The following is a 22,078-nucleotide window of genomic DNA, read 5'->3' as shown; positions in this document are numbered from 1 at the left end:
GGGCCGGCCCCACCCACCATGACCACCATGTTGTTCAGAGTCCTGCTGGCCTGCTGTGCTGCGGTGAGCCTGCTGGTCGCGTCCCCCGCCGCCCGCGCCAACGCCTACGAGGCGGCGCTGCCGGCCGAGCTGCACACCGCGCCCGACCTGTGCGCGCTGGTGCCCTGTGCCGAGGTGTTCCCCGGCGCCACGTCGTTCTCGCAGCGCAAGGGCCAACCTCCCTATGTGGAGGCGTATGGCAGCGAGCCGGGCGGCAAGGGCGATGCCCGCAAGCTGCTGGGCTACGTGATGCTGTCCACCGACATCACCGACACGCCGGCCTATTCCGGCAAGCCGGTGGTCACGCTGATCGGCATGGACACGGCGGGCCGCTTCGTCGGCCTGAAGGTGCTCAAGCATTCCGAGCCCATCCTGTTGCTGGGCATCCCGGAAGAGGCGCTGGTGCGCTTCAACCAGCAGTACGTCGGCAAGTCGGTGGCCGACAAGATCGAGGTCGGCCAGTCGCGGCCGGATGAGGGCGTGCTCGGCGTGGACGCCATCTCGGGCGCCACCGTCACGGTGATCGCGCAGAACCAGGTGGTCACCACCGCCGGCAGCGCCGTCGCGCGTCAGGTGGGCATCCTGGCACCGACGCAGCGCGAGCCGGCCCGCTTCCGGGTCACCGGCACGCGCAGCAGCTGGGCCGGGCTGGTCGAGCAAGGTGCCGTGCAGCGCCTGGTCGTGCAGCCTGAGCAGGTGGGCTTGCCGCGTGGCGACACGCCGTTCATCGAGCTGTGGTTCGGCGACCTCAACCATCCGGACATCGGCCGCAGCCTGCTGGGCGACACCGGACATGCCAACCTGCTGGCGCAGCTGAAGGAGGGCGAGCATGCGCTCTTCGTGATCCGCACCGCCGGGCAGGAATCGTTCAAGGGCTCCGGCTTCGTGCGCGGCGGCATCTATGACCGCATCCAGCTGCACCAGGAAGCCGACGCCTTCACCTTCCGCGACCTGGACTACCTCAACCTCTACGGCCTGGAGGCCGAAGGCGCGCCGAGGTTCACCGAATCGGCCATCTTCATCGTGCGCTCTCCGGCCTTCTCGCCGGCCTACCCCTGGAAGCTGAGTTTCCTGGGCAACCGGGTGGATCGTGCCACCGGGACCCGGAGCTTCGCCAACTTCGATGCCGAGTACTGGCTGCCCGACAGCGCCCTGGAAGGCGGCCGCCCCGCGGTGCAGCGGCCGCAGGCCACCTGGGTCCGTGTCTGGAAGGACCGTGCGGTGCAGATCGGGCTGTTTGCCGCGCTGCTGGTGGCGGTGGCGGTGGTCTACGCGCTGCGCGACCGGCTCACCCGGCGTGCCACCCACAAGAACAAGTGGGCGGTCAACGGCTTCAAGTACACCGGCTGGGTGCTGAGCGTGGTGTTCGTCGGCTTCGGCGCGATGGCGCAGCCGTCCATCACCCAGGTCCTCACCTGGTTCCACTCGCTGCTGTTCCAGTGGCGCTGGTCGCTGTTCCTGAGCGACCCCTTCATCTTCCTGTTCTGGGTCTTCATCGTCATCACCGTCTTCGTCTGGGGCCGCGGGCTGTTCTGCGGCTGGCTGTGCCCCTTCGGCTCGCTGCAGGAGATCCTGCACAAGGCGGCGGGCGCGCTCGGGCTCAAGCGCTGGCAGTTCAAGCTGCCGCGGCGCTGGCACGACCGCCTGAAATGGGTGAAGTACGGCATCTTCGTCGGCCTGCTGGCGGTGTCGATGTTCTCGATGGGGCTGGCCGAGATGCTGGCTGAAGTGGAGCCCTTCAAGACCACCTTCCTGGTCGGCCTGTTCAACCGCGCCTGGCCCTACACCTTGTTCGCGGCGAGCCTGCTGGGCCTGTCGCTGTTCATCGAGCGGCCGTTCTGCAAGTACCTGTGCCCGCTGGGCGGGGCGCTGGCGATGCCCAGCACCTTCCGCTGGTTCGGGCTGCGGCGCAAGCCCGACTGCAACCGCTGCAAGGCCTGTGCGGTGGGCTGCGGTGCGCAGGCGATCGACGAGCACGGCCGCATCGACCACCGCGAATGCCTGCACTGCCTGGACTGCATGGTGCTCTACACCGACAGCACCGGCTGCCCGCCGCTGGCCAAGGAGCGCAAGCAGCGCGAGCGGGCCGGGCTGCCGCTGACGCCGATCGGGCGGGATGGCTACTTCATCCCCATCCGGCCGGTGCCGATGGATGCCGCGCCGGCCGCCCGCGAGGTGAGCGGCGTGGACCCGCGCATGCCGACGCCGCCGGCCGCCGCCCCCTATGCAATGCCGGCGCGCACGCTGCGCTGGCTGGCGGCCGAGCTGCTGCACCACCTCTGGCCCTGGAGCCGGGGCGGTTTCGGGCGCCGTCGTGCGTTGCAGGCGGCTGGCGTGTCGCTCGCGCTGGCGGCGAGCCTGGCCTGGCCGCTGGCGGCCAGCGGCCGGCTGTCGTCGGGCGCGCTGATCGGCTGGTGGTTCGGCTGGAGCGTGTACGAGGTGCTGATCCGCCTCGACCAGAAGCGGCTGGTGAAGGACGGCCCGTGGTGGCAGCACCACTGGCGTGTGGCCAGCGTGATGGACATGCTGAGCTATGTGGGCATGAAGAACCTGCTGATCGGCGCCACGCTGTTCCTCGGGCTGAAGACGCTCGGGCTGCTGGTGGTGTAAGGAGACGGCGACATGCAAAGCAGGGTGGCAAGACGGTGGATGCGCTGGCTGGCGCTGTGCGGGGCCGCGGTGCTGCCGGCTGCCGCCGGCGCGGCGACCTGGACCGTGCGGCCCGGCGAGTCGGTGCAGGCTGCCATCGATCGTGCCGCCCCCGGCGACGTGGTGGAGGTGGCACGCGGCCGCTATGTCGCCAACCTGGTCGTCAAGAAGCCGCTGACGCTGCGCGGCATCGGCCGGCCCACCATCAGCGGCGGCCTGCAGGGCGACACGGTGCGGGTGACGGCCCCCGATGTGCTCATCGAAGGCCTGATCGTGCGCGACTCCGGCGACAGCCTGCTGGCACAGAACGCCGGCATCTACATCCAGCCCGGCGCGCACCGCGCGGTGGTGCGGCATTGCGACCTGACCTACAACCTGTTCGGCCTGTGGATCGAGAAGGCGAACGACGTGCGGGTGGAGCACAACCTGATCACCGGCAAGCGGGAGTACGCCTCCTCGCAGCGCGGCAACGGGGTGCAGCTGTACAACACGCGCGGCGCCCGCATCATCGGCAACCGCATTGCCTTCGTGCGCGATGCGCTGTACGTGGACGTCTCGCACAACGCGGTGTTTCGCGGCAACAAGCTGCACCACAGCCGCTACGGCACCCACTACATGAACTCCTACCACAACCTGTGGGAGGACAACGACAGCTGGCGCAACCGCGGTGGCCTCGCCCTGATGGAGGTGCGCGACCAGGTGGTGCGCAACAACCGGGCCTGGGACAACTCCGACCACGGCATCATGCTGCGCACCATCCAGGACTCGACCATCGAGAACAACGTGGTGGCCGGCAATGCGCGCGGCTTCTTCATCTACGACGTGGAGTACACCACGCTGCGCGGCAACCTCGTGCTGGACAACGAGGTGGGCGTGCACCTGTCGGCCGGCTCGACCCGCAACCGGGTCGAGGGCAACGACTTCATCGACAACCGCGAGCAGGTGCGCTATGTCGGCGCACGCGATGAACGCTGGGGCGGCGAGCAGGGCAACCACTGGAGCAACTACCTCGGCTGGGACCGCGACGACGATGGCCGGGGGGACGTGCCCTATGAGGCCAATGACCTGGTGGACCGGCTGAGCTGGCAGCACCCGACGGTGAAGCTGCTGCTGTCCAGCCCCGCGGTACAGGCAATGCGGCTGGTCGGCCAGCAGTTTCCGGTGCTGCGGGTGCCGAGCGTGGTCGACCCCCATCCCCGGATGCAACCGGCCCACAAGACATGGAGCACGTGGCGTGACAAGACCTCTGGCAAATGACCTGGATGGCGATGCCATCCGGCTGTGCGGCGTCAGCAAGCACTACCGGTCGGTGCGCGCCGTCGACGGCGTGGACCTGAGCGTGCGGCGCGGCGAGGTGTTCGGCCTCATCGGCCACAACGGCGCGGGCAAGAGCACGCTGTTCAAGATGATGCTGGGCCTGATCCCGCCGACGGCGGGGGAGATCCACGTCGCCGGTGCCGCGGTGAACGGGCGCGACTTCCGCGCCGCACGCCGACACATGGGCTACCTGCCCGAGAACGTGGTGCTCTACGACCACCTGAGCGGCCTCGAGACCCTGCGCTTCTTCGCCAGGCTGAAGGGGGTGCCGGTGAGCGCCTGCCTGCCCACGCTGGAGAAGGTGGGCCTGGCGCAGGCCGCGGCGCGGCCGGTGCACGAGTATTCGAAAGGCATGCGGCAGCGGCTGGGCTTTGCGCAGGCCCTGCTGGGCAGCCCGAAGGTGTTGTTTCTCGACGAACCGACCACCGGGCTGGACCCGCTGGCAATCCGCGAGTTCTATGCCACCCTGCGCGGGCTGCGCGAGGCGGGTGTGACGATGATCCTGACCTCCCACATCCTGGCCGAGCTGCAGGACCGGGTGGACCGGCTGGCCATCCTCGCGGCCGGCCGGGTGGTGGCCATGGGCAGCGTGCCGGCCCTGCGCGAGCAGGCCGCCATGCCGCTGACCGTGACCCTGCGGCTGGCACCCGGCGATGCACCGGCGGTGGCACAGGCCCTGGCCCGGCTGCCGGGCTTGGACGGCACGGCCGAGGACGCGGTGCGCACGCCGGAGGGCCTGCAGCTGCGCTGCCCGCGCCCCGCCAAGATGGCCTTGCTGCAGGCACTCGCGGGCCTTGGCTCGCGCGTGCAGGACGTGCAGATCGCAGAGCCTTCGCTCGAAGACGTGTTCTTCGGCCTGCCGCATTGAAGAGGCGACACATCATGGAATGGCAACAGATCGCCACGCTGGCTTCCAAGGAGTTCCGTGACCGCATCCGCCACCGCTGGGTGCTGGCAGTGGCGCTGGTCTTCACCGTGTTCTCGCTGGTGATTGCCACGATGGGCGGGGCGCAGCAGGGCGCGGTGGGGTTCCGGTCGATCGAGTTCACCATTGCCAGCCTGGTCAGTCTGGTGATCTACCTGGTGCCGCTGATCGCGCTGATGCTGGGCTTCGACGCCATCGTCGGTGAACGCGAGCGCGGCTCGCTGGACCTGCTGCTGGCCTTGCCGATCACCCGCATCGAGCTGCTGCTGGGCAAGTACCTCGGGCTGGCTGCCGCGCTCACCTTGTCCACGCTGGCCGGCTTCACGCTGGTAGGGGCGCTGATGTTCAAGCCGCTCGGCTGGGGCGGGCTGTACCACTACGGCGGCTTCGTGCTCAGCTCGGTCTTGCTGGGGCTGGCCTTCCTGAGCCTGGCGGTGATGCTGTCGGTGCTGGCGCGCGACCGCACGCGGGCCTCCGGCCTGGCCATCGCGTTGTGGTTCGGCTTCGTGCTGGTGTTCGACCTGCTGCTGCTGGGCGTGCTGGTGATGGGCGGAGGCCGCTACGGCGCGGGGCTGTTCCCCTACCTGTTGCTGCTGAACCCGGCCGATGTCTTTCGCATCCTCAACGTGTTTTCACTGGACGATGTGCGCACGCTCTATGGGCTGGGCAGTATCGTTCCGCCCGCGCTGGCCAGCCCCTGGCTGCTGGGCACTGCCATGCTGGCCTGGATCGCCGCGCCGCTGGCCGTCGCCACCTGGAGATTCCGATCATGAACCCGACCCGCCGAAGCCTGCTGCTGGGCGCCCTCACCGCCTTTGCCCTTGCCGGCTGCGATCGTGCCGTTTCCACCGCTGCGATCGTGCCGCTGGAGATCGACCCCGCCACCACCTGCGACCTCGACGGCATGCTGCTCGCCGACTACGCGGGGCCCAAGGCCCAGATCTTCTACGTCGGCCAGGACAAGCCGGTGTTCTGCTGTGACACCGTCGAGATGTTCAGCACCCTGCTGCAACCCGAGCAGGTGCGCAGCCTGCAGGCGGTCTTCGTGCAGGACATGGCGCGGGCCGACTGGGAGCAGCCACGCGGCCACTGGATCGACGCCAAGGCGGCGTGGTATGTGTCCGGCAGCAAGCGGCATGGGTCCATGGGGCCGACCTTCGCGAGCTTCCAGGCCGAGGGCGATGCCCGGCATTTCGCCGCCAGCCACGGTGGCAAGGTGCTGCGCTTCGCCGAGGTGACCCCGGCGATGGTGGACCTTTGTGGCGGTGCCAGCCAGCATTCCGGCATGTGAGGCGCCGCGCGCGCTGCTGGCCGCGCGCCTGGACGACGACGCCGTGCCACCTCGGGCCCGTCCCCGGGCGGCCACGTCGCTGGCGTGCCGGGCAGTCTGCCACCGGCTTCACAGATGGTTCTGATGTGAAGTGCAGGCCGGCCTCGTAGGACGGACGACCCGCCCGCCGGCGGGAAGCGCGTCCCCGCTTTGGCTGCCCAGGACGGCCCTTACGGTTGCATTCATTGCGCGGGGCGCACGTCGCCCCCCACTTAGAGCGGCTAACAAAACTCAGCGCAGCGGTTCTGGCTAGGCGCGCCGCCGCAGACAGTACGACCGGTACGGCAAGGCGGCGCAACGACGCCAGAATAGTTTTGTTAGCCGCTCTTATAGCCGCATCACCGGCGCCGTCGACAACCGCCGCCAGATGGACGTGGAAGGCGGTACCCTGACGCTTTGCATCGAGCCCCACAGTGGCTGGACGAACGCAGGTACGCTGCACGTGGCCCAAGCTGCCACGTTCAAGATCGACTCCACCCGCTCCTTCGTCCGGCAGTCCGGCGAGGCGGACGTGGCGCGCGGCGGCCGGGCAGGCATCGACGGCGAGTCGATGGAGAGCACCGGCTTGTGGCGTGTCGCGCAGGGCGGTCAGCTGGGCTTCGGCAGTGGCGGCTTCTTCTCGCAGGGCGAGATCCACAACGAGGGCGACCTGGTCTTCACAGGCCACGCCACCTTCGGTGAGCCGGCGCGGTTGCTCGGCCGCGGCACGGTGTCGGTCCTGCGGGGCAGCTGGATGACCGTCGCTGGCGACCTGGACATCGGCTCGCTCGTGATTGGCCAGCCCGCGCGACTTCGCCGGCAGCTATGCCTTCTCGGGCGTGCGCGTGGAGGGAGCTGCCACCCTCGACCGACTCCACTGGGGCGACGGCAGCTTCGAGACCGCCCGGCCCGTCACCGTGCGAGGCCAGGCGACGCTGTCGAACAAGCAGGACGACTGGGAAGGCGAGGGCATGGGCGACGTTGGCCGGTTCCCCGAGGGGCGCATCAAGCACCTGAAGTCCGCTTTCCGCTTCAAGGGTGGCGTGGTGTGGGACGGCAACGCCGACCAGCGCGGCCCGGGCAGCATCCATGTGGCGGCCGGCACGGTGCTCGAGGACCACAACACCAAGGGCACCCTTGAGGTCGACACGACCAACCAGCGCGTCTACCGGCCCACGGAGGTGGCGGTCGCCTCCTTCCTCAACGAAGGGCGCTACGAGAAGACCGGCGCTGGGCAGACCGTCATCGTGTCCGCGCTGAAGAACCGCGGCACGGTGCGCGTGGTGGACGCCGGCACGCTGACACTGGCAGGCGCGGCGGACAACCGGGGCAGGCTGGAGGCGGTGCGCTCGCGCCTGGTGGTGTACGGCCCGCTGGCACAGCACGCGCAAGGCCCGGAAGGCGGCCGCTTGGCGGGGAGCAGCCATGCCGTGGATGATGGCGTGCTGGTGTTCAACCTGGGCACGGCCCGGTCCGGACGCGGCCCGGCCCTGATCCAGGCGATCGGGCAAGGCACCCGCATCGAACTCAAGGGAGCGGGCGCTCGCATCGCCACCGCCTGGTTCGGCAGCGACGTCGATGCCCTGTCGCAGCTCGGGGCCAACGATGGGGAGCTGGTGCTGCTCGACGGCGCCCGGCTCGACAGCAACCAGTCCTTCCGCCAGGGCAGCTCGCTGACCATCGGCCGGGGCAGCCTGCTGCGGGTGGCCGATTTCTCGCAGTACAGCGAGCTGGGCGCGGGCGGCGAGGCCACCTGGCTGTCCGGCACGCTGGAGGCCCGGGACATCCTGCTCAGCCGTGGCAGCCTGGGCGCCGGCGCCGCAGGCGAGGCCGCCGAGGGGACGCTGCGAACCGAGCACCTGGGCTTCGCCGGTGCGCACCTGTTGCTGGACATCGACTCCGCCGAGCTGTACGACCGGTTGTTCATCACGGGCAGGGTGGACCTGGACGGCGAGCTGCGGGTGGATTTCGGCGACGCCGGTCCCACGCTGGGCACCTTCCGCTTCCTCACCGCCGAAGGCGGCGTGGCGGGCAGCTTCGACCGGCTGGTCAGCAGCCTCGACCCGTCGGCGTACCGCCTGACGGCGTTCTATGGCGCGGACCACGTGGAGCTGAAGGTGCCGCCGTGCCGAGCCTCAGACCTATGCGCTGATGGCGCTGTGCCTGGCCGGCATGGCAGCCTGGACGCGCCGCCGCAGGGCACGCGGCTGAGGGCCGGCGCGGCGTGAGGCGGGCGAGGCCGGGTGCGGCCTTGCCTGGGCCGAGTGGCGCCCCGCCCGCCGCTGCTGCGGCCTCGCTGCTGGCGTGCCGGCCGGTGCCGCCCCTGGGTGCCGGCAGCCGGTCCACCGCCGGGCACCGTGGTCGTGGTCCAATCTGCGGCTTGAGCCATCGCTCGGCGCCGGCCGGCACGCCGCGACCTGAACCGGCAGGACGCGCCAGGCTGTGCCAGGCGTGCCGCCGCAGACGGCCGCGCACCGGCCCGCCTGGCCCGGGCAACGCGGCGATGAACGGTGGCTTGAGCTGCGAAGAACACCTCCCGGCCGGCCATCGAGCCCCGTCCACGTCCATCCCCATGCCCTTCACCGATCTCTCTCCTTCACCAAGCGCCACCCTGCCGCGCGGCCTTCGTTGGAGCGCCTGGCTCCTGCTGGCGGTGCTGTGCGCCTGCAATCGCGGGGCGCCCCCCGAGCGCCCGGTGCCTCCCGGCCGCCCCGAGCCGCATGCGACGAGCACCGATGCGGCGGCCTTGATGAAGGTGGTCGTGCCCGAATGGTCGAAAGACGCCACCGTCGTGATCGAGGTGCCCGGGGACGGCCAGGACGAGCCCACCGCCCATGTGGCGGTGGAGAAGATGCAGGTGGTCCCGCTGGCCGAAGACCGGGTGGTGCTGCTGCTCTCCGGCCGGCCTTCCGACGAGAACGGCAACGACAGGTCCAGCCACAGCGCGCCAGGCCATCTGGGCGGCTACTGGTTCACCAGGAAGGAAGGCCGGTGGTTCATGACGGCGGAACAGCCGTCGATCGCCTGGACCGGCGTCTCCGGCGAGGTGGGGACGATCAAGCCGGTCTCGCTCGGAGGCGGGAAAGTGGCGATCGCGGTGGAGAGCGGCAGCTGCTGGCAGGGCTACTGCGCCAACTGGCTGTCCCTCTACGAGCTGCAGGCGGACCGCGCCTCGGTCCTGCTCGACTCGGAGCGGCTGCACTCCGACTGCGAGAGCGCCCATGCGTCCTGCGCCGGCTTGCTGCAACTTCCGCCGGGCGACAAGGTGGCGGTGAATGCTGACGACTACCCGGTGTCGTCCGGCTGCTTCAATGTCACCGGCACCTGGCGCCTTGCCGCCAGGGCTGATGGGCCCGGTGACCTCGTGGTCCACTTCTCCGGCCGCAAGACATCGGACCAGGGCGAGGCCGTGCCCGCCGGCAAGGGCGCGTCCGCCGAGAGCGCGCCCGATGCGGCCAGTGCAGCCAGTGCAGCCACTACGACAGAGGCCCCATCGCCCGAGGCGCAGCCGCCGGCCGGGCCCCAGGTGCTCGTCACCGTCCATGGCGTGGATGAAACGATGGTCATGCGTTACGCCAACGGCCGGTACACCCTGGTCCAGGGCGGCAATCCGGCCCCGGGCTTCTAGGCGGGCACGGCGCCCCGTGCGGGGCCGCAGACCGGTGCAGCGCGTTCAGGTACCGCAGAAGGTGCGGTAGCTGCTGGTGACTTCCTCGGGCGCCGGCTCGGCGTAGCGGGCCTGTTCCGGCGCTTCCTCATACGGCTGGCGGAGGGCGGCCAGCAGCTGCTGGAAGGGGCCGAGGTCGTCGTGGTCAGACGCGGCGGCCAGGGCTTCCTCCACCCGGTGGTTGCGCGGGATCACCCATGGATTGATGCGCCGCATGCGGGCCGCTCGGGCCTGCGCATCGGCCTCGCCCTGGTCCTCCTGCGCACATCTCGCGCGCCAGCGAGACAGCCAGGCCTCCAGCTCCCCGGTGTCGCCGAACAGCGTGCGCAACCGGCCTTCGTCCCCCGCCGCCGCATCGGCAAGCCGCCGCCATGCAAGCGTGAAGTCGACCCCCTGCCGGTGCAGCAGGGCCAGCCAATCCTCGGCCAGCGCGGTGTCGGCTGCGTCGTCTGCCGGGCCGGCTGGCCCCAGGCCGAGCTTGGCGCGATGGCACTGCAGCAAGGCGGCAGCGTAGAGCTGGGGGAAGGCATCGATCACCTCGGTGGCCTGGGCGACGGCCCGGGCGATGGCCGCCTCGGTCTCGTCCTCGGCAATCACCGGCAGCAGCGCCTCGGCCAGCCGGGCCAGGTTCCAGCGCGCGATGAGGGGCTGGTTGCCGAAGGCGTAGCGGCCGCCGTGGTCGATGGAGCTGAACACGGCCTGCGGGTCGTAGGCTTCCAGGAAGGCACAGGGGCCGTAGTCGATGGTCTCGCCGGAGAGGGTCATGTTGTCGGTGTTCATCACCCCGTGGATGAAGCCCACCCCCATCCATTGCGCCACCAGTGCCGCCTGCCGCTGCGCCACGCGGCGCAGCAGGCCGAGCGCGCGCTCGGGGGCGCCTGCCAGGTCGGCGTCGTGCCGTGCGATGGTGTAGTCGGCCAGCAGCCGCAGTCGCTCGACATCGTTGCGTGCCGCGAAGTACTCGAAGGTGCCGACGCGCACATGGCTGGCCGCCACCCGCGTCAGCACCGCGCCAGGCAGGGGCCGGTCGCGGTAGACCGGCTCGCCGGTGGCCACCACCGCCAGCGCACGTGTGGTGGGGATGCCGAGCGCGTGCATGGCCTCGCCCACCAGCACCTCGCGCAGCATCGGCCCGACGGCGGCCTTGCCGTCGCCGCTGCGCGAGAACGGCGTCCGCCCTGAGCCCTTCAGCGCCACGTCACGCCGGCGGCCCTGCCGGTCGATCACTTCCCCGAGCAGCAGGGCCCGTCCGTCGCCCAGCTGAGGAGAGAAGCCGCCGAACTGGTGACCCGCGTAGGCCTGGGCGACCGGGTCCGCGCCTTCCGGCACCCGGTTGCCGCCGAAGATGGCGGCACCCTCGACGCTGTCGAGCGCTTGGGCATCGAGCCCCAGTTCCTCGGCAAGGTCGCGGTTCAGGAACAGCAGCCGCGGCGCGGGCACCGCGGTGGGCTGCCACCGCACCGCAAAGCCCGGGAGCTCGCGCGCGTAGGTGTTGTCGAAACGGAAGCTGATCGATGAAGACATGGAACTCTGCCCAATGGTGTCGCGTGCCCTGGCGGCAGCAGCGAGCCCGGGCTGCGTGGCGCGCCACGACGAGATGGTGGGGCGCTTGCGCACCGCGGCCCGGGACCGGGCGACGCGGCTCGAGCCGCGTCGCCGCTGCAGAAGGATCGGTCCCGGCCTGGCCGAGAGGCAAGCGACGTTGCTCCGTATGATGCGCGACTTCGCTTTTCCCTTTCTTTCGCTCGATCACCGGCGATCCACGCCCACGCCGCTGTGGCCAGACCCATCCCGCTGCCCGCTGGTGGCTGAAGGAAAGCGGTGGGCCGGCTCACCGTCCGCTTCCCCGATCGCCGGCCAGCCGGGCGCGCCTGAGCCCCCGGGGCCTGTCTTCGGTAAAAGGCGGCACGGTTCGGCGGTCACCGCCACGGTCACTCGCGTCACCCGTGGCGCCCGTGACGCCGAACAACGCGAGGTGGCCAAGGCGGAGGTGAGCTCCGAATCCAGGGTTCACCTTCGCCAGCATGCCGAGGGTTGCTCCAGGTGCCGCTGCTTCAGCAGCCGGTCAGGGCGTTGTGTTCGCTTCGCTGCAACCGGTGCACCGGGCGCGCCAGCATGGTCAAGAACCGCAAGGGTCGCCACCCTGTGGAGACGACGCCCGGGCCAGCGTCGAGCGCTGCCTTACACGCACCACGAGCGCAGCAAGGCCCACCATCACCAGCGCATAGGTCTCCGGCTCCGGCACGGCCGCCACGTTGAGTGCCACCCAATCGCTGCCATAGCTCAGTGTGAGCAGGTAGCGCTTGGGGTCGACGTCGCTCACGAACTCGTCGAAGCTGCCCGTCACACCGCCCGCCGCCTGCAGCAGACGATGGCTGCCCAGCCGCAGGGGCGCGAAGGTGCGCAGCAGCAGCGTGCCATCCAGGGTTGCCGAGCCGGTGATGTCCAGTAGGGTCGTTCCATACTCGCCAGACCGGGCTTCGAAGGTGGCGTCACCGCCCAGCGTGAGATGGCCGTCGATGCGGCCGTTGAGGTGGCCGCCAGTGTTGAGCTGCCCCTCGAGGATCAGCACCTCATTTGCCGTCAGCAGCCACCCCACCTGGGTCGAGGCGCCAGCGCGGTCCTGCCTGTACCGGCCGACCTGCACCTCTGCGCTGTTGATGGCGAACCGGCCTTGGTTGACATACTCATCGCCGAGATCGAGGTGCGCGCGTTCGACCCAGACGCTGCCGCTCCCGGTGAGCCCTGCGCCTTCCATGCGGTACCGGGCCAGGGGCTCACGGGATGGAGCGGCCTGGGGGTCACCGCTGAGTACCAGCCCACCGTCGTTCTGGATGCCCTGCTCGAACACGATCTCCGGTGCCATGCGGTCGGCGGTGAACCTCGCGCTGCCGCCACGGGTGATCAGCCAGGAGCCGCTGCTCGTCATGCCGTGGCGGGAGACGCGGGCCGTCAACTCGCGCTCGACGCGGATGTGGCCGCTGTTGCTCCACCGGGTTTCGGACGAGTCAAACAGGCTGACCCAACCCGCCGAGCCGACGGCCAACTGTCCACTGTTCTCCCACGACCGGCCGCCACGGAACTCCAGGTAGCCGCTCTCCGCCACCATCGCGCCGCTGTTGCGGAACGAAGCGTCCCGCCCCAGCAGCACCCGGGTGTTGCCAGTTTGCTTGCGATACAGGCCGGCGAACTCTGCGTCCGCGTGAAGCCGCAATTCGTGCGTCCGGTCGTAGGCTTGATCGACGAACGTGGCGCCCTTCTCGATGCGTAGAGGGCTGAACAGGTGGAAGTCATTCGATATCCAGAAGCTGTAGCCCCGGAAGGTGAGCGCGCCGCCGGCTGCCATGACACGGGTCGTGCCGCCCGTGATATTGGCTCCGCCCGTGAGGGTGATGCGCGGTGCAGCGCCTGCGCCGCCGGGCGAGCCGGTGATGTCGCCGCCGGTCCAGTTCAACTGGCCGATGGTGAGAGAGCCGGGGCCTGAAAGTTGCCCGCCCGACAGGTCCAGGTTCTTCAGCGTCGAGCCGTCACCGTGCAATTGCAGCCGGCCGCCGGACATGTCCAGCCGCCCGATACCTTCGATGCGCGCGGCCTGGAAGCTGCCCGACCGCAGTACCGTGTCGGCCTGCCCGAGCTGCACGTTGGTATCCGGTGCCGTGGGGGCACCGGCGCTCCAGTTCACCGCGAGGTCCCAGTAGGGCTGATCGACCACGGAGCCGGTCCAGGTGGTGGTCAGTGCGCAAGCGCAAGTGCTGGTCAAACCGAGGGCCAGGGCGGCGCCGAGGGCGCGCGGCCGGCTCCACCGGGGAGGCCGGCGCCAGGTGCGCCCACCGCAGCGAGTGGCAGGGCGGACTCGAACGCCAACAGCCGTGTTTGTCGCTTGCGACATCGCCATCTCCTGAAGCGAGGGAAAGCCGCACACTGCCAGAGAGGCGCCTCAAGAACCGGCAATAGTGAAAGCAAGTGCAAGCCGGCCGGCGCAACTCACCGCCGCGGCCGCTGGCGGAAGCCGGAGGCGAGCCGTGCCGAAAGCGCCACTCCATCGTGCAACCCCCTTGAGATGGATGCGACCACGCCGGAGGCCGGCCCCGTGCCCCCGTGCCTTCGAAGGTCGGCCGACAACACCGGTCTTCTGGCTGCGAGGTGTCGGCGGGTGATGCCGCCAGCCGGGGTAGTCGGTGGGGCAGTCGGGCGGGGCAGTCGGGCGGTGTGAGGACCGTGGCCGTTGCCGGCACGCGACCGGTGGCGGCCGCCCTGCGCAAGCCCGCTGTTCAGGGCAGGGCGGCGCTCGCGGGCCTTCTGGCCTGGGTGATGGATCGATGCAGGGCGTGAGCCGCCACCACGGGTGCCGGCATGGCGCGCGTGAGCATCCAGCAAGGGGTGTTCCCCCCATGCACCCGTCAAGAAACTGCCTGGGCGGTCACTTGAAGGCGTCGAAAGCGAATGACTTGTTCGCCCAAAAAATGCCGAGCTGGCGACACGAACGAATGGAAGGCCAGGCAGGTGGACGGCGCCCCGGGCATCGCGTTTCCCCAACCAGCGCTGCTGTCCGGCCCGATCATTCACATTTAACACATCACGTTTCGCTATTTGATTTCAGTTCCCTAGGCAGGACTGGCAACTTGCCTCAAGATGTCGGCCTCCGTGGAAGCGATTCCAATGCAACGCCTCCCGGACGCGATTCTTCTTATTCGGGAGACAAGCATGCAAACGTCCCTCTTCAGGCTGATGAGCTGGCTGCTGGCCCTGCTGTGCTGCAGCATGGCGGCTTCCGCTCAGTCCAGCTCCGACTTCACGCAAGGCGTGGCGGTGTCCGGCGACCGGGCCACGCTCTGGTTCAAGTCCAACGTCAACACCAGCTGGGTCGATGTGCATTACCAGCACAACGGCGGTGGCCAGCAGAACCTGCGCATGGGCTATAACGGCGCCACCGGCCGCTTCGAGCAAGCGGTGCTGGCACCGGTGGCCACCGGGCACACGCTGGGCTACTTCTTCACCTATAACAACGGCGTTCCGGCCTACGACAGCGCCCGCTTCACCTACACCGTGGGTAGCAGCAACCCGGGCAACCCAGGCAATCCGGGCAACCCGGGCAACCCGCCCCCGGGCGGCGGTGAGTGGAACGGCTACACCACCTTCAACATCGTCAACCAGACCGGCGGCCGCTGGCCCGACGACCAGGTCTACTGGGCCATCATCGGCAAGGACTGGGGCACCGGCCGCTTCGTGTATGTGGACGCCGGCGGTGCGCTGCGGCCGATGGAGCTGGGGCACAACGGGGCCCTGGTGAAGAACGGTGAGTCGTACACCAACTACTTCCATTCCCTGGCACGGGTGCGCTCGGTCACCATCCCGGCGATCAATTCCGCACGCATCCTGTTCTCCGTCGGCTCACCGATGTACATCAAGGTGGTGATGGATGCCAACGGCAACCTCGGCTATGCCGGCGCCAACCTGCAGAACCCGACCGACCCGAACCGCGATGTCATCTTCGACTTTGGCGAAATGGCCATTCTGCCGAAGGGCCACGCCAGCCAGGGCATCTTCGTCAACACCACGCGGGTGGACCAGTTCGGCTTTCCGCTCAGGCTGCGGGTGCAGGGCCTCAATGGCTACGACCGCACGGTGGGGGAGCCGCTGACCGAAAGCCGCGACCAGCTGTTCGCCCGCTTCCAGTCCGAAGTGCCGGGGCCCTTCAAGAGCCTCGCCCAGGGTCCGTACGCTCCCTATCGCATCATTGCGCCGGCCCACGCCACCTTTGCCCCGGGACAAGCGAACGGCAACTACCTGCAAGGCTACATCGACCAGGTCTGGCAACGCTATCGCAACGAAGACCTGGTCTTCACGCTGGCCAACCATGGAACGTTCCGCGGCCGTGTCATGGGTGACCGCTTCGTGTTCACCGGGGGCAAGCTCAACGGCACGTACTACATCAATTCCAAGCCGAACACCGCGATGGTCTTGCTGGGCAACGGCGTGCTGTCGGACGCAAGCGGCGGGCCGACCAACGTGGACGTGCAACTGCAGATCCAGGCCCAGATCTGCGCAGCGCTGAACCGCCACGTGCTGGAGCAGCCGGGCAACTGGTACAACCAGTCGGCCCACCACCCGGCCGGCCAGCCGGGCAACTGGTTCTCCAAGTTCTGGCACGACCACAGCATCGACCGGCTGGCCTATGGCTTCGCCTACGACGATGTGGGCGACTTCAGCCCCTCGCTGCACACCACCGCACCGACGACCGTCACCTACACGATCGGTTGGTGAACCGGCCTCCCCGGCGCGCCGGTGGCGGTTCCCCTCCACCGGATGGCCGCCGGGCCTGACGGCTCCTCCTGCGGCCGCGGCCATGGCTCCCGCTGGGCCGCGCGTGCCGCCCCGCCGGGAGACCGAAGCGGCCGGCCTTCGGCGTCCTGGCAGTGCGCAGGCCACCGGTGTGGCGCCACCACCGGCCCGGCCTGGGGCTGCCCGAGTGGCGGTGGCCGGGCAGCGGGCGGGCGCAGAGCGCTTGCTGATCGGCCGCCATCCGCTCGCCTGGCTCCCGCGCTGCGACCCCCGGGGCTTCGCGCGGCAGGGCCAAGCCCTTGGTGGGAACTCACGCCGGCAGTTCCCGGCGCATTGGCTCCCCATGCCATGCAGGACCGTGCTGCGCCACATGCGCGTCCAGCCCGCGCTGGCCAGGTGCCACATGGTCAGCGAGCACGTGCCCGTCCACATAGTCGCCACCGTTCTGCGGTCGGAACGCAATGGGCACATCGTCGAACAGCCGCTCCACCCGCCGCCGCCAGACCGCCTTCGCTGCGTCCACCGCCTGCGCCGTGATGTGCCCGGTGCCGTACACCGCATGCGTCGGCAGCACCTCCATGCCGGCAAAGAACAGGGTGCCATGGGTGATCGGGAACAACAGTTGTTCGAGCGGCCCGTTGATGCCGCGGGCCGAATAGTCCGTGCCGGGGCCGCCCACCATCACCGACAGCAGGGCCCGCTTGCCCTGCAGGCCGCCCTCGCCATAGCGATACCGGTTGCCTGCGTCCTGGTAGCCATAGGCCAGGCCGTAGGCGAACACCCGCTCGACCCAGCCCTTGAGGATGGCCGGCATGCTGAACCACCAGAGGGGAAACGCCAGGATGACCGCGTCGGCGGACAGCAGCTTGCGCTGCTCCAGCGCGATGTCGGGCGGCTGGTGGCCCTGGCGCCAGGCATGCCCGGATTCCGCCACGAAGGAAAGCCGTCGCGGGTCGGCCCGGTGGGGGAAGTCCTGTTCGTCGAACACCGCCTTCCATTGCATCGCATACAGGTCGGACAGGAGCACCTCGTGCCCCTGCCCTTGCAAGGTGTCGCGGGCAAGGTCAACGAACTGCCGGGTCAGTGAGGCCGGCTCCGGCTGGGCAAAGACGATCAGAACGGTCTTCTTCATCACTTCACTTTCATGCTGGGTCTTGGGGGAGGCATCGGGCGCGCATGCGGCGTCCTGCAGCACTGTCCGGCATTGCGTGCCATCGGTGAAATTGAAGAATCACTGCGCTACTATCCATGGCATGGATACCAGGCGCCTCGACCTCAACCTGTTGGTGACACTGGAGGCTCTGCTGGTCGAGCAGAACGTCACCAAGGCCGCCGCCCGCCTGCACCTCAGTCAGCCCGCGGTCAGCGCCCAGCTGGCCCGGCTGCGGGATGTCTTCGACGACCCCTTGCTGATCCCCGCGCAGCGCGGCATGACGCCCACCGCCAAGGCCTTGGAACTGTTGCAACCGCTGCGGCAGGCCCTCGACCAGGTGCGTGTGACCGTCTCCTCGCACCGGCACTTCGATCCCGCCAGCGCCACGCTCACCGTCGCGATCGCCTGCACCGACTACCTGCAGGTGGCGCTGCTGCAGCCGCTGGTGCTCCAGTTGCGCACCCGGGCGCCCGGCGTGCGGGTGGCCATGCGCCAGCTCGACCCCGCCCAGCTGGAAGCACAGCTGCTGCGCGGTGAGGTCGACCTGGCGTTGATGACGCCGCAGGTGGCGCCACCGGGCATGCGGGCACGCCATCTGTTCGACGAGCGCTATGTCCTCATCGGCCGCCGACACCATCCCCGCCTGCGGGCGGGCCTCACCGTCGAGGCCTTTGCCGAGCTGGAGCATGTGATCGTCTCGCCCGGTGGCGGCGCCTTCACCACCCCGGTGGACGATGCGCTCGCCGCGCTCGGGTACCGGCGCAAGGTGGTGCTGTCGGCAGCGTCCTTCCTGTTCGTTCCCGGCATCGTGGCGCAGTCGGATTTCGTCGCGCTGGTGCCGCAACGGCTGGTGCGCCAACCCTCCCATCCGCTCAAGGTGCTCGACTGCCCATTCCCGGTGGAGGGCTTCGAGGTCGGCATGGTCTGGCACGAACGCAACCATGGCCATGGCGGACAGCGCTGGCTGCGAGAGGAGATCCTGGCATTGGCCCGGGGCTGAAGCGGGGCCCGGCATCGCCGCAGGCGGCGCGGCCGGGGCCACATCGGCGGGGCGGCCCGCCGGCTCGCCGGTCCTGTGCAGGATCCGCTGTCGCGGCGGAAGACCGGCGCGTTGCCCGTGCTCAAGCCGAGACGGGGAACACCGGCTCCGTGCTCACCACACGGCCGCCTTCCACCATCACCAGCTCGCCGAACTGCAGCAGCACGGCTTCGCTTTGCCGTGGGCGCAGGAACGCCCATTCATCGGGACGCAAGGCCGCCCCGGCGGAGGCGACCATCACCTGCTGGTTGGAGGAGGCGCCGAACAAGCCGCTGGGCGCCAGGCCGGCAGGCGAGACCACGTCGGCCAGCCAGTGCCCGCCGTGAATGGCAAAGGCCCGGGCCTGGTTGCGGTCCCAGGCGCGGGCGGCGGCCGACAGCCAGCCTGCGCCTTGCGGCAGGCGGAAAGGCCCGAGGTCCTTCAGCACCGGGGTGGCGATGAAAGCCGCGGCTTGCAGCTCGGCCAGCGAGGACAGGTCGAAGTCGACCGGCTTCACCGCGGCCGAGCCCACCGCCACCTCGTTCGCCACGCCGCTGCGGTCGTGCAGCTGGAAGGTGCCGGAGCCGCCGGTGTTCAGGGTGAGGGTGTCGCGCGCGGCGCCGGGCAGGGCCTGGCGGGCGGCGTCCCAGAGCCGCTGGTAGCTCTGCTCCGCGGCCTGGCGCGCCTGCTGCCGGGTGCCGGCCAGGTCGGGCAGCGCCATCACATGGGCGTCATAGCCCATCAGGCCCGACCAGCGCAGGTGCGGCTCGCTGCGCAGCTGAGCCAGCATCTCGGCCAGTTGCCGCGGCGATTCGACGCCGCCGCGGTGCAGGCCCACATCAATCTCGATGTTGAGCTTCAGCGGCCGGCCGAGCCCCGCGGCCAGTTCGCGGTACTGCTGCAGCCGCGCGGGCGTGTCCACCAGCCATTCGATGCGGTCGAGTGCATCGGCTGCGCCCCGCTCGGCCAGCACCTGGGCGGCGTGCCGTGCGGCGGCCACCGGCAGCGGCTTGCCGAGCAGCAGGCCGAGCTGCGGACGCTGCCGGGCCACTAGCACCAGCTGCTCGGCATTGAACAGCATGGCGCGTTGTGTCTGCCAGGCGGCGCAGGCCGCGTCCAGCAGCGCCAGCGACGGCAGTGACTTGACCACCACCCGCAATGGCAGGCCCTGCTGCCGCGCGCGCGCGCCGATCCAGCCCAGGTTGTGCTGCAGCCGCTCGCGGTCGATCACGATGGCCGGGCGGGCCAGGCCCGCTTCAGCCAGGGCCCGCTGCAGGGTGGCGAAGTAGGGCGCGTGAGGCGCCCCGCGGTCGGCAGGGCGCAAGGCGGCGGCCACCCCGGCCAGCAGCGCCGCCGCGCCGGCCGCCTTCAGCAGGCGCCGGCGGCGCTCAGCCACGCGGTGCCTCGCCGAACAGCCGGCGCAAGGGCTCGTTGAGCAGCCGGCCCTGCGGGTCCAGCTCCCGCCGCACGGCCTGGAAGTCGTGCCAGCGCGGATACAGCGCTGCCAGCTCGGCCGGCCCGAGGTCGTGCAGCTTGCCCCAGTGCGGGCGGCCGCCGTGGCGCCGGAACAGGGGGCCCAGCTCGCTCAGCAGGTAGTCGTGCGGCTCGTCGGCCGCGGCATGCACGGCAATCGAGCAACTGGCGCGGCCATAGAAGGGGCTGAGCCAGGCATCGTCGGCTGCGACATAACGGAACTCGACCGGAAAGAAGGCTTCGTTGTGCCGCTCCAGCTGCGCCAGCACCGCCTGCAGGCAGGCCAGGCCCTGCTCGGCGGGTACGTGGTATTCGCTTTCGTTGAAGCGGGTGGCGCGGGTGGTGCTGAGCAGGCGCCAGCTGAGGTCGACCGAGATCGCTTCGCGCCGGCCGATCAGGCGCCCTGCCACCCAGCGGCGCAGCGCGGGCCAGGGCCCCAGCAGGCTGCGCAGGCGCCGCAGGTCGTCCAGCAGGGCCTCGTCGCCGCCGTCCACCACTTGCGGCTCCTGGGGGGCGACTTCCTCGTGGGTGATGCCGGCGCCATAGCCGGTGTGCGGCAGCACGTACATCTCGAAGTGCCGGTGGCTGGTGGCGAGGCCCGGCGCGGCAGCCAGCAGCTCCTCGACCGGCGCGGTCCAGAGCCGGCGGCGCAGGAAGAAGCGGGGCTGCACCTGCAGCTCCACTTCGGTCAGGGCGCCGAGTGCCCCCAGGCTGACCCGCGCGGCGTCGAACACCTCGGGTGAACGCTCGCGGCTGGCCTCGACCAGCTGGCCGGTGGCGGTCAGCAGCCGCAAGGCCCGCACCTGCGCATGCAGCGCGGGCAGCTGGGCCCCGGTGCCGTGCGTGCCGGTGGCATAGGCGCCGGCCAGCGATTGCACGCTGATGTCGCCCTGGTTGGGCAATGCCAGGCCCAGTGCGTCGAGCAGGGGGGCCAGCACCGCGATGCGGGTGCCGCCACCGACGGTGACACGCTGGCGGTTCAGGTCATGCTGGCGCACTCCGCTCAGGCCATCGGTCATCACCAGCGTGCCGGGGGTGGGCACCAGCGGACTGAAGGAATGGCCTGCGCCCACCAGGCGCACCGGCCCGGCGGCATGGCGCAGGATGTGGGCCAGCTCGTCCTCGCTGCCGGGCGAGAGGATCTGCTGCGGCGTGCAGCGCTGCAGGCCGGACCAGTTGCTCCAGCCGCCCGGCTGCAGCGGCTGGGCCGGCCCGGCAGGGGGGGGCGCCTGGGTCTGGGCGGACGCCGCAGCGCCCAGCCAGGCACCGCCGGCCAGCGCGGCGAAGTCGCGTCGTCGCAATGCCGGGCCCGTCTCGCGCTGGCCTGTCGGGTTGTGCGTGGGGTCCATCGTGCGCCTCCTTCTGGCTTGCGCGGCATCGCGCGAGGTGCAGCGATCCTATGACGCCGGGCTGCGCTGCTCAATGACTCGGCACACGCAGCCAGGGGTCTCGCCGTCTCGCCGGCCACCAGCGCCGGGGACGACGCGGCGGACCGGCGTTCCGGGCGTCGGCAGCGGGCCCGGTGCCTGGCACGCCGGTGGCCATCGCCTCACCAGACGCGGTAGACGCGGCCGGTCTGGGCGCCGTCCACGCTGCGCTGGTAAGCCAGGGCCGCACGCCGCGCCGGCACCGGCTCGAAGCCGGGGAAGAAGGGGCCGTAGCTGTCCATCGACTCGCTCAGCACGGTGGGGCTGACGGCATTGATGCGGATGCCGCGCGGCAGCTCGATGGCCGCGCCACGCACGAAGCCCTCCACCGCGGCGTTCACCGAGGTCGCATTGGCGCCATGCGGGATCGGCTCGTCCGAGAGGATGCCGCTGGTCAGCGTGATGGAGCCACCGTCGTTCAGGTGGTGCTGGCCGACCAGGGCCAGGCGCACCTGGCCCAGCAGCTTGTCGTTCAGGCCCAAGGCGAACTGCTCGGCGGTCATTTGCGGCACCGGCCCGAAATGCACCTGGCCAGCCGCGCTGACGATCGCGTCGACCTTGCCGACGCTGGCGAACAGGCGCTCGACGCTGGCGCCGTCGGTGAGGTCCACCTGCAGCTCGCCACTGCGGCGGCCGGCTCGCAGGACAGTGTGATGGGCGGCCAGGACTTCGGCGACCGCCGAGCCGAGGGTGCCGGTGGCACCGATGAGAAGCACTTTCTTCATGACGCAGCTTTCTGATGGAGGGTTGGGTACATCGCCGGGAAGCGATGTGCCGCATTGTTTTCCTTGTCGGCCGAGCGATAAATGGCGCTAGATT

At 70.1% G+C, this 22,078-nt stretch carries 15 protein-coding genes; 9 read left to right on the top strand and 6 right to left on the bottom strand.

Translation table 11 applies throughout. The features are described from left to right. The first annotated feature begins 27 nt into the window (after positions 1-27). The 7 genes from N7L95_RS25315 to N7L95_RS25285 all read left to right on the top strand — a co-directional run bounded on the left by N7L95_RS25315 (position 28) and on the right by N7L95_RS25285 (position 9,867). Positions 28-2,649 (top strand): NosR/NirI family protein, encoded by a 2,622-nt coding sequence (locus N7L95_RS25315; RefSeq protein ID WP_301260397.1) that lies wholly within the window; start codon positions 28-30, stop codon positions 2,647-2,649. A 39-nt stretch (positions 2,650-2,688) separates the two neighbouring features. Further along, positions 2,689-3,945, top strand: a complete 1,257-nt coding sequence (locus tag N7L95_RS25310; RefSeq protein ID WP_301260734.1) for a nitrous oxide reductase family maturation protein NosD — start codon at positions 2,689-2,691, stop codon at positions 3,943-3,945. After that, a complete protein-coding gene (locus tag N7L95_RS25305; protein ID WP_301260396.1) occupies positions 3,923-4,873 on the top strand; it encodes an ABC transporter ATP-binding protein in 951 nt (316 codons plus the stop codon). The genes N7L95_RS25310 and N7L95_RS25305 overlap by 23 nt, the downstream gene beginning before the upstream one ends. Before the next feature lie 14 nt (positions 4,874-4,887). Then, complete coding sequence (locus N7L95_RS25300) at positions 4,888-5,703, top strand: ABC transporter permease (RefSeq protein ID WP_301260395.1); 816 nt, start codon at positions 4,888-4,890, stop codon at positions 5,701-5,703. Then, entirely contained in the window at positions 5,700-6,221 is a 522-nt protein-coding gene (locus N7L95_RS25295; RefSeq protein WP_301260394.1) for a nitrous oxide reductase accessory protein NosL, read from the top strand. Before N7L95_RS25300 ends, N7L95_RS25295 begins: the two co-directional genes overlap by 4 nt. An 812-nt stretch (positions 6,222-7,033) precedes the next feature. Next, positions 7,034-8,467 carry a hypothetical protein gene (locus tag N7L95_RS29760; protein WP_301260393.1) on the top strand — a complete coding sequence of 478 codons (1,434 nt, stop codon included), beginning with the start codon at positions 7,034-7,036 and terminating at the stop codon, positions 8,465-8,467. Positions 8,468-8,811: 344 nt separating this feature from the next. After that, positions 8,812-9,867: a hypothetical protein gene (locus N7L95_RS25285; RefSeq protein ID WP_301260392.1), complete on the top strand. Its 1,056-nt coding sequence runs from the start codon at positions 8,812-8,814 to the stop codon at positions 9,865-9,867. Between the two features lie 45 nt (positions 9,868-9,912). Here N7L95_RS25285 and N7L95_RS25280 read toward each other — a convergent pair whose 3' ends face one another. Next, positions 9,913-11,418 carry a protein adenylyltransferase SelO gene (locus N7L95_RS25280; protein WP_301260733.1) on the bottom strand — a complete coding sequence of 502 codons (1,506 nt, stop codon included), beginning with the start codon at positions 11,416-11,418 and terminating at the stop codon, positions 9,913-9,915. A gap of 607 nt (positions 11,419-12,025) precedes the next feature. After that, positions 12,026-13,618, bottom strand: a complete 1,593-nt coding sequence (locus N7L95_RS25275; RefSeq protein WP_301260391.1) for a PEP-CTERM sorting domain-containing protein — start codon at positions 13,616-13,618, stop codon at positions 12,026-12,028. A gap of 992 nt (positions 13,619-14,610) precedes the next feature. On the opposite strand from N7L95_RS25275, the gene N7L95_RS25270 reads away from it, so the two are divergent. After that, entirely contained in the window at positions 14,611-16,170 is a 1,560-nt protein-coding gene (locus N7L95_RS25270; protein ID WP_301260390.1) for a glycoside hydrolase family 64 protein, read from the top strand. A 328-nt stretch (positions 16,171-16,498) separates the two neighbouring features. Here N7L95_RS25270 and N7L95_RS25265 read toward each other — a convergent pair whose 3' ends face one another. After that, positions 16,499-17,320 (bottom strand): NAD(P)H-dependent oxidoreductase, encoded by an 822-nt coding sequence (locus N7L95_RS25265; RefSeq protein WP_301260389.1) that lies wholly within the window; start codon positions 17,318-17,320, stop codon positions 16,499-16,501. Positions 17,321-17,441: 121 nt separating this feature from the next. Here N7L95_RS25265 and N7L95_RS25260 point away from each other — a divergent pair, with 121 nt between their 5' ends. Further along, positions 17,442-18,341, top strand: a complete 900-nt coding sequence (locus tag N7L95_RS25260) for a LysR family transcriptional regulator (RefSeq protein WP_301260388.1) — start codon at positions 17,442-17,444, stop codon at positions 18,339-18,341. A 121-nt stretch (positions 18,342-18,462) separates the two neighbouring features. Here N7L95_RS25260 and N7L95_RS25255 read toward each other — a convergent pair whose 3' ends face one another. The 3 genes from N7L95_RS25255 to N7L95_RS25245 form a co-directional block, all read right to left on the bottom strand. Then, on the bottom strand, positions 18,463-19,755 hold the full coding sequence (locus tag N7L95_RS25255; RefSeq protein ID WP_301260387.1) for an alanine racemase: 1,293 nt from the start codon (positions 19,753-19,755) through the stop codon (positions 18,463-18,465). Beyond that, positions 19,748-21,181: a D-arabinono-1,4-lactone oxidase gene (locus N7L95_RS25250; protein WP_301260385.1), complete on the bottom strand. Its 1,434-nt coding sequence runs from the start codon at positions 21,179-21,181 to the stop codon at positions 19,748-19,750. The genes N7L95_RS25255 and N7L95_RS25250 overlap by 8 nt, the downstream gene beginning before the upstream one ends. 200 nt (positions 21,182-21,381) lie before the next feature. Further along, entirely contained in the window at positions 21,382-21,984 is a 603-nt protein-coding gene (locus N7L95_RS25245) for a short chain dehydrogenase (RefSeq protein ID WP_301260384.1), read from the bottom strand. Positions 21,985-22,078 lie beyond the last annotated feature (94 nt).

Origin of the sequence: Eleftheria terrae (assembly GCF_030419005.1) — a bacterium.
In the GTDB taxonomy this organism is placed as follows: domain Bacteria; phylum Pseudomonadota; class Gammaproteobacteria; order Burkholderiales; family Burkholderiaceae_C; genus Caldimonas; species Caldimonas terrae.
The sequence above is the reverse complement of the archived record's forward strand: the minus strand, read 5'-3'. Positions and strand labels throughout refer to the sequence as shown.

What these genes read in the sequence shown, in the direction of transcription:
- N7L95_RS25250 (WP_301260385.1), bottom strand. Translation starts at nt 21,181, where the DNA reads ATGGACCCCACGCACAACCCGACAGGCCAGCGCGAGACGGGCCCGGCA.
- N7L95_RS25315 (WP_301260397.1), top strand. Translation starts at nt 28, where the DNA reads ATGTTGTTCAGAGTCCTGCTGGCCTGCTGTGCTGCGGTGAGCCTGCTG.
- N7L95_RS25270 (WP_301260390.1), top strand. Translation starts at nt 14,611, where the DNA reads ATGCAAACGTCCCTCTTCAGGCTGATGAGCTGGCTGCTGGCCCTGCTG.
- N7L95_RS25260 (WP_301260388.1), top strand. Translation starts at nt 17,442, where the DNA reads ATGGATACCAGGCGCCTCGACCTCAACCTGTTGGTGACACTGGAGGCT.
- N7L95_RS25300 (WP_301260395.1), top strand. Translation starts at nt 4,888, where the DNA reads ATGGAATGGCAACAGATCGCCACGCTGGCTTCCAAGGAGTTCCGTGAC.
- N7L95_RS25295 (WP_301260394.1), top strand. Translation starts at nt 5,700, where the DNA reads ATGAACCCGACCCGCCGAAGCCTGCTGCTGGGCGCCCTCACCGCCTTT.
- N7L95_RS25310 (WP_301260734.1), top strand. Translation starts at nt 2,689, where the DNA reads ATGCGCTGGCTGGCGCTGTGCGGGGCCGCGGTGCTGCCGGCTGCCGCC.
- N7L95_RS25265 (WP_301260389.1), bottom strand. Translation starts at nt 17,320, where the DNA reads ATGAAGAAGACCGTTCTGATCGTCTTTGCCCAGCCGGAGCCGGCCTCA.
- N7L95_RS25285 (WP_301260392.1), top strand. Translation starts at nt 8,812, where the DNA reads ATGCCCTTCACCGATCTCTCTCCTTCACCAAGCGCCACCCTGCCGCGC.
- N7L95_RS25245 (WP_301260384.1), bottom strand. Translation starts at nt 21,984, where the DNA reads ATGAAGAAAGTGCTTCTCATCGGTGCCACCGGCACCCTCGGCTCGGCG.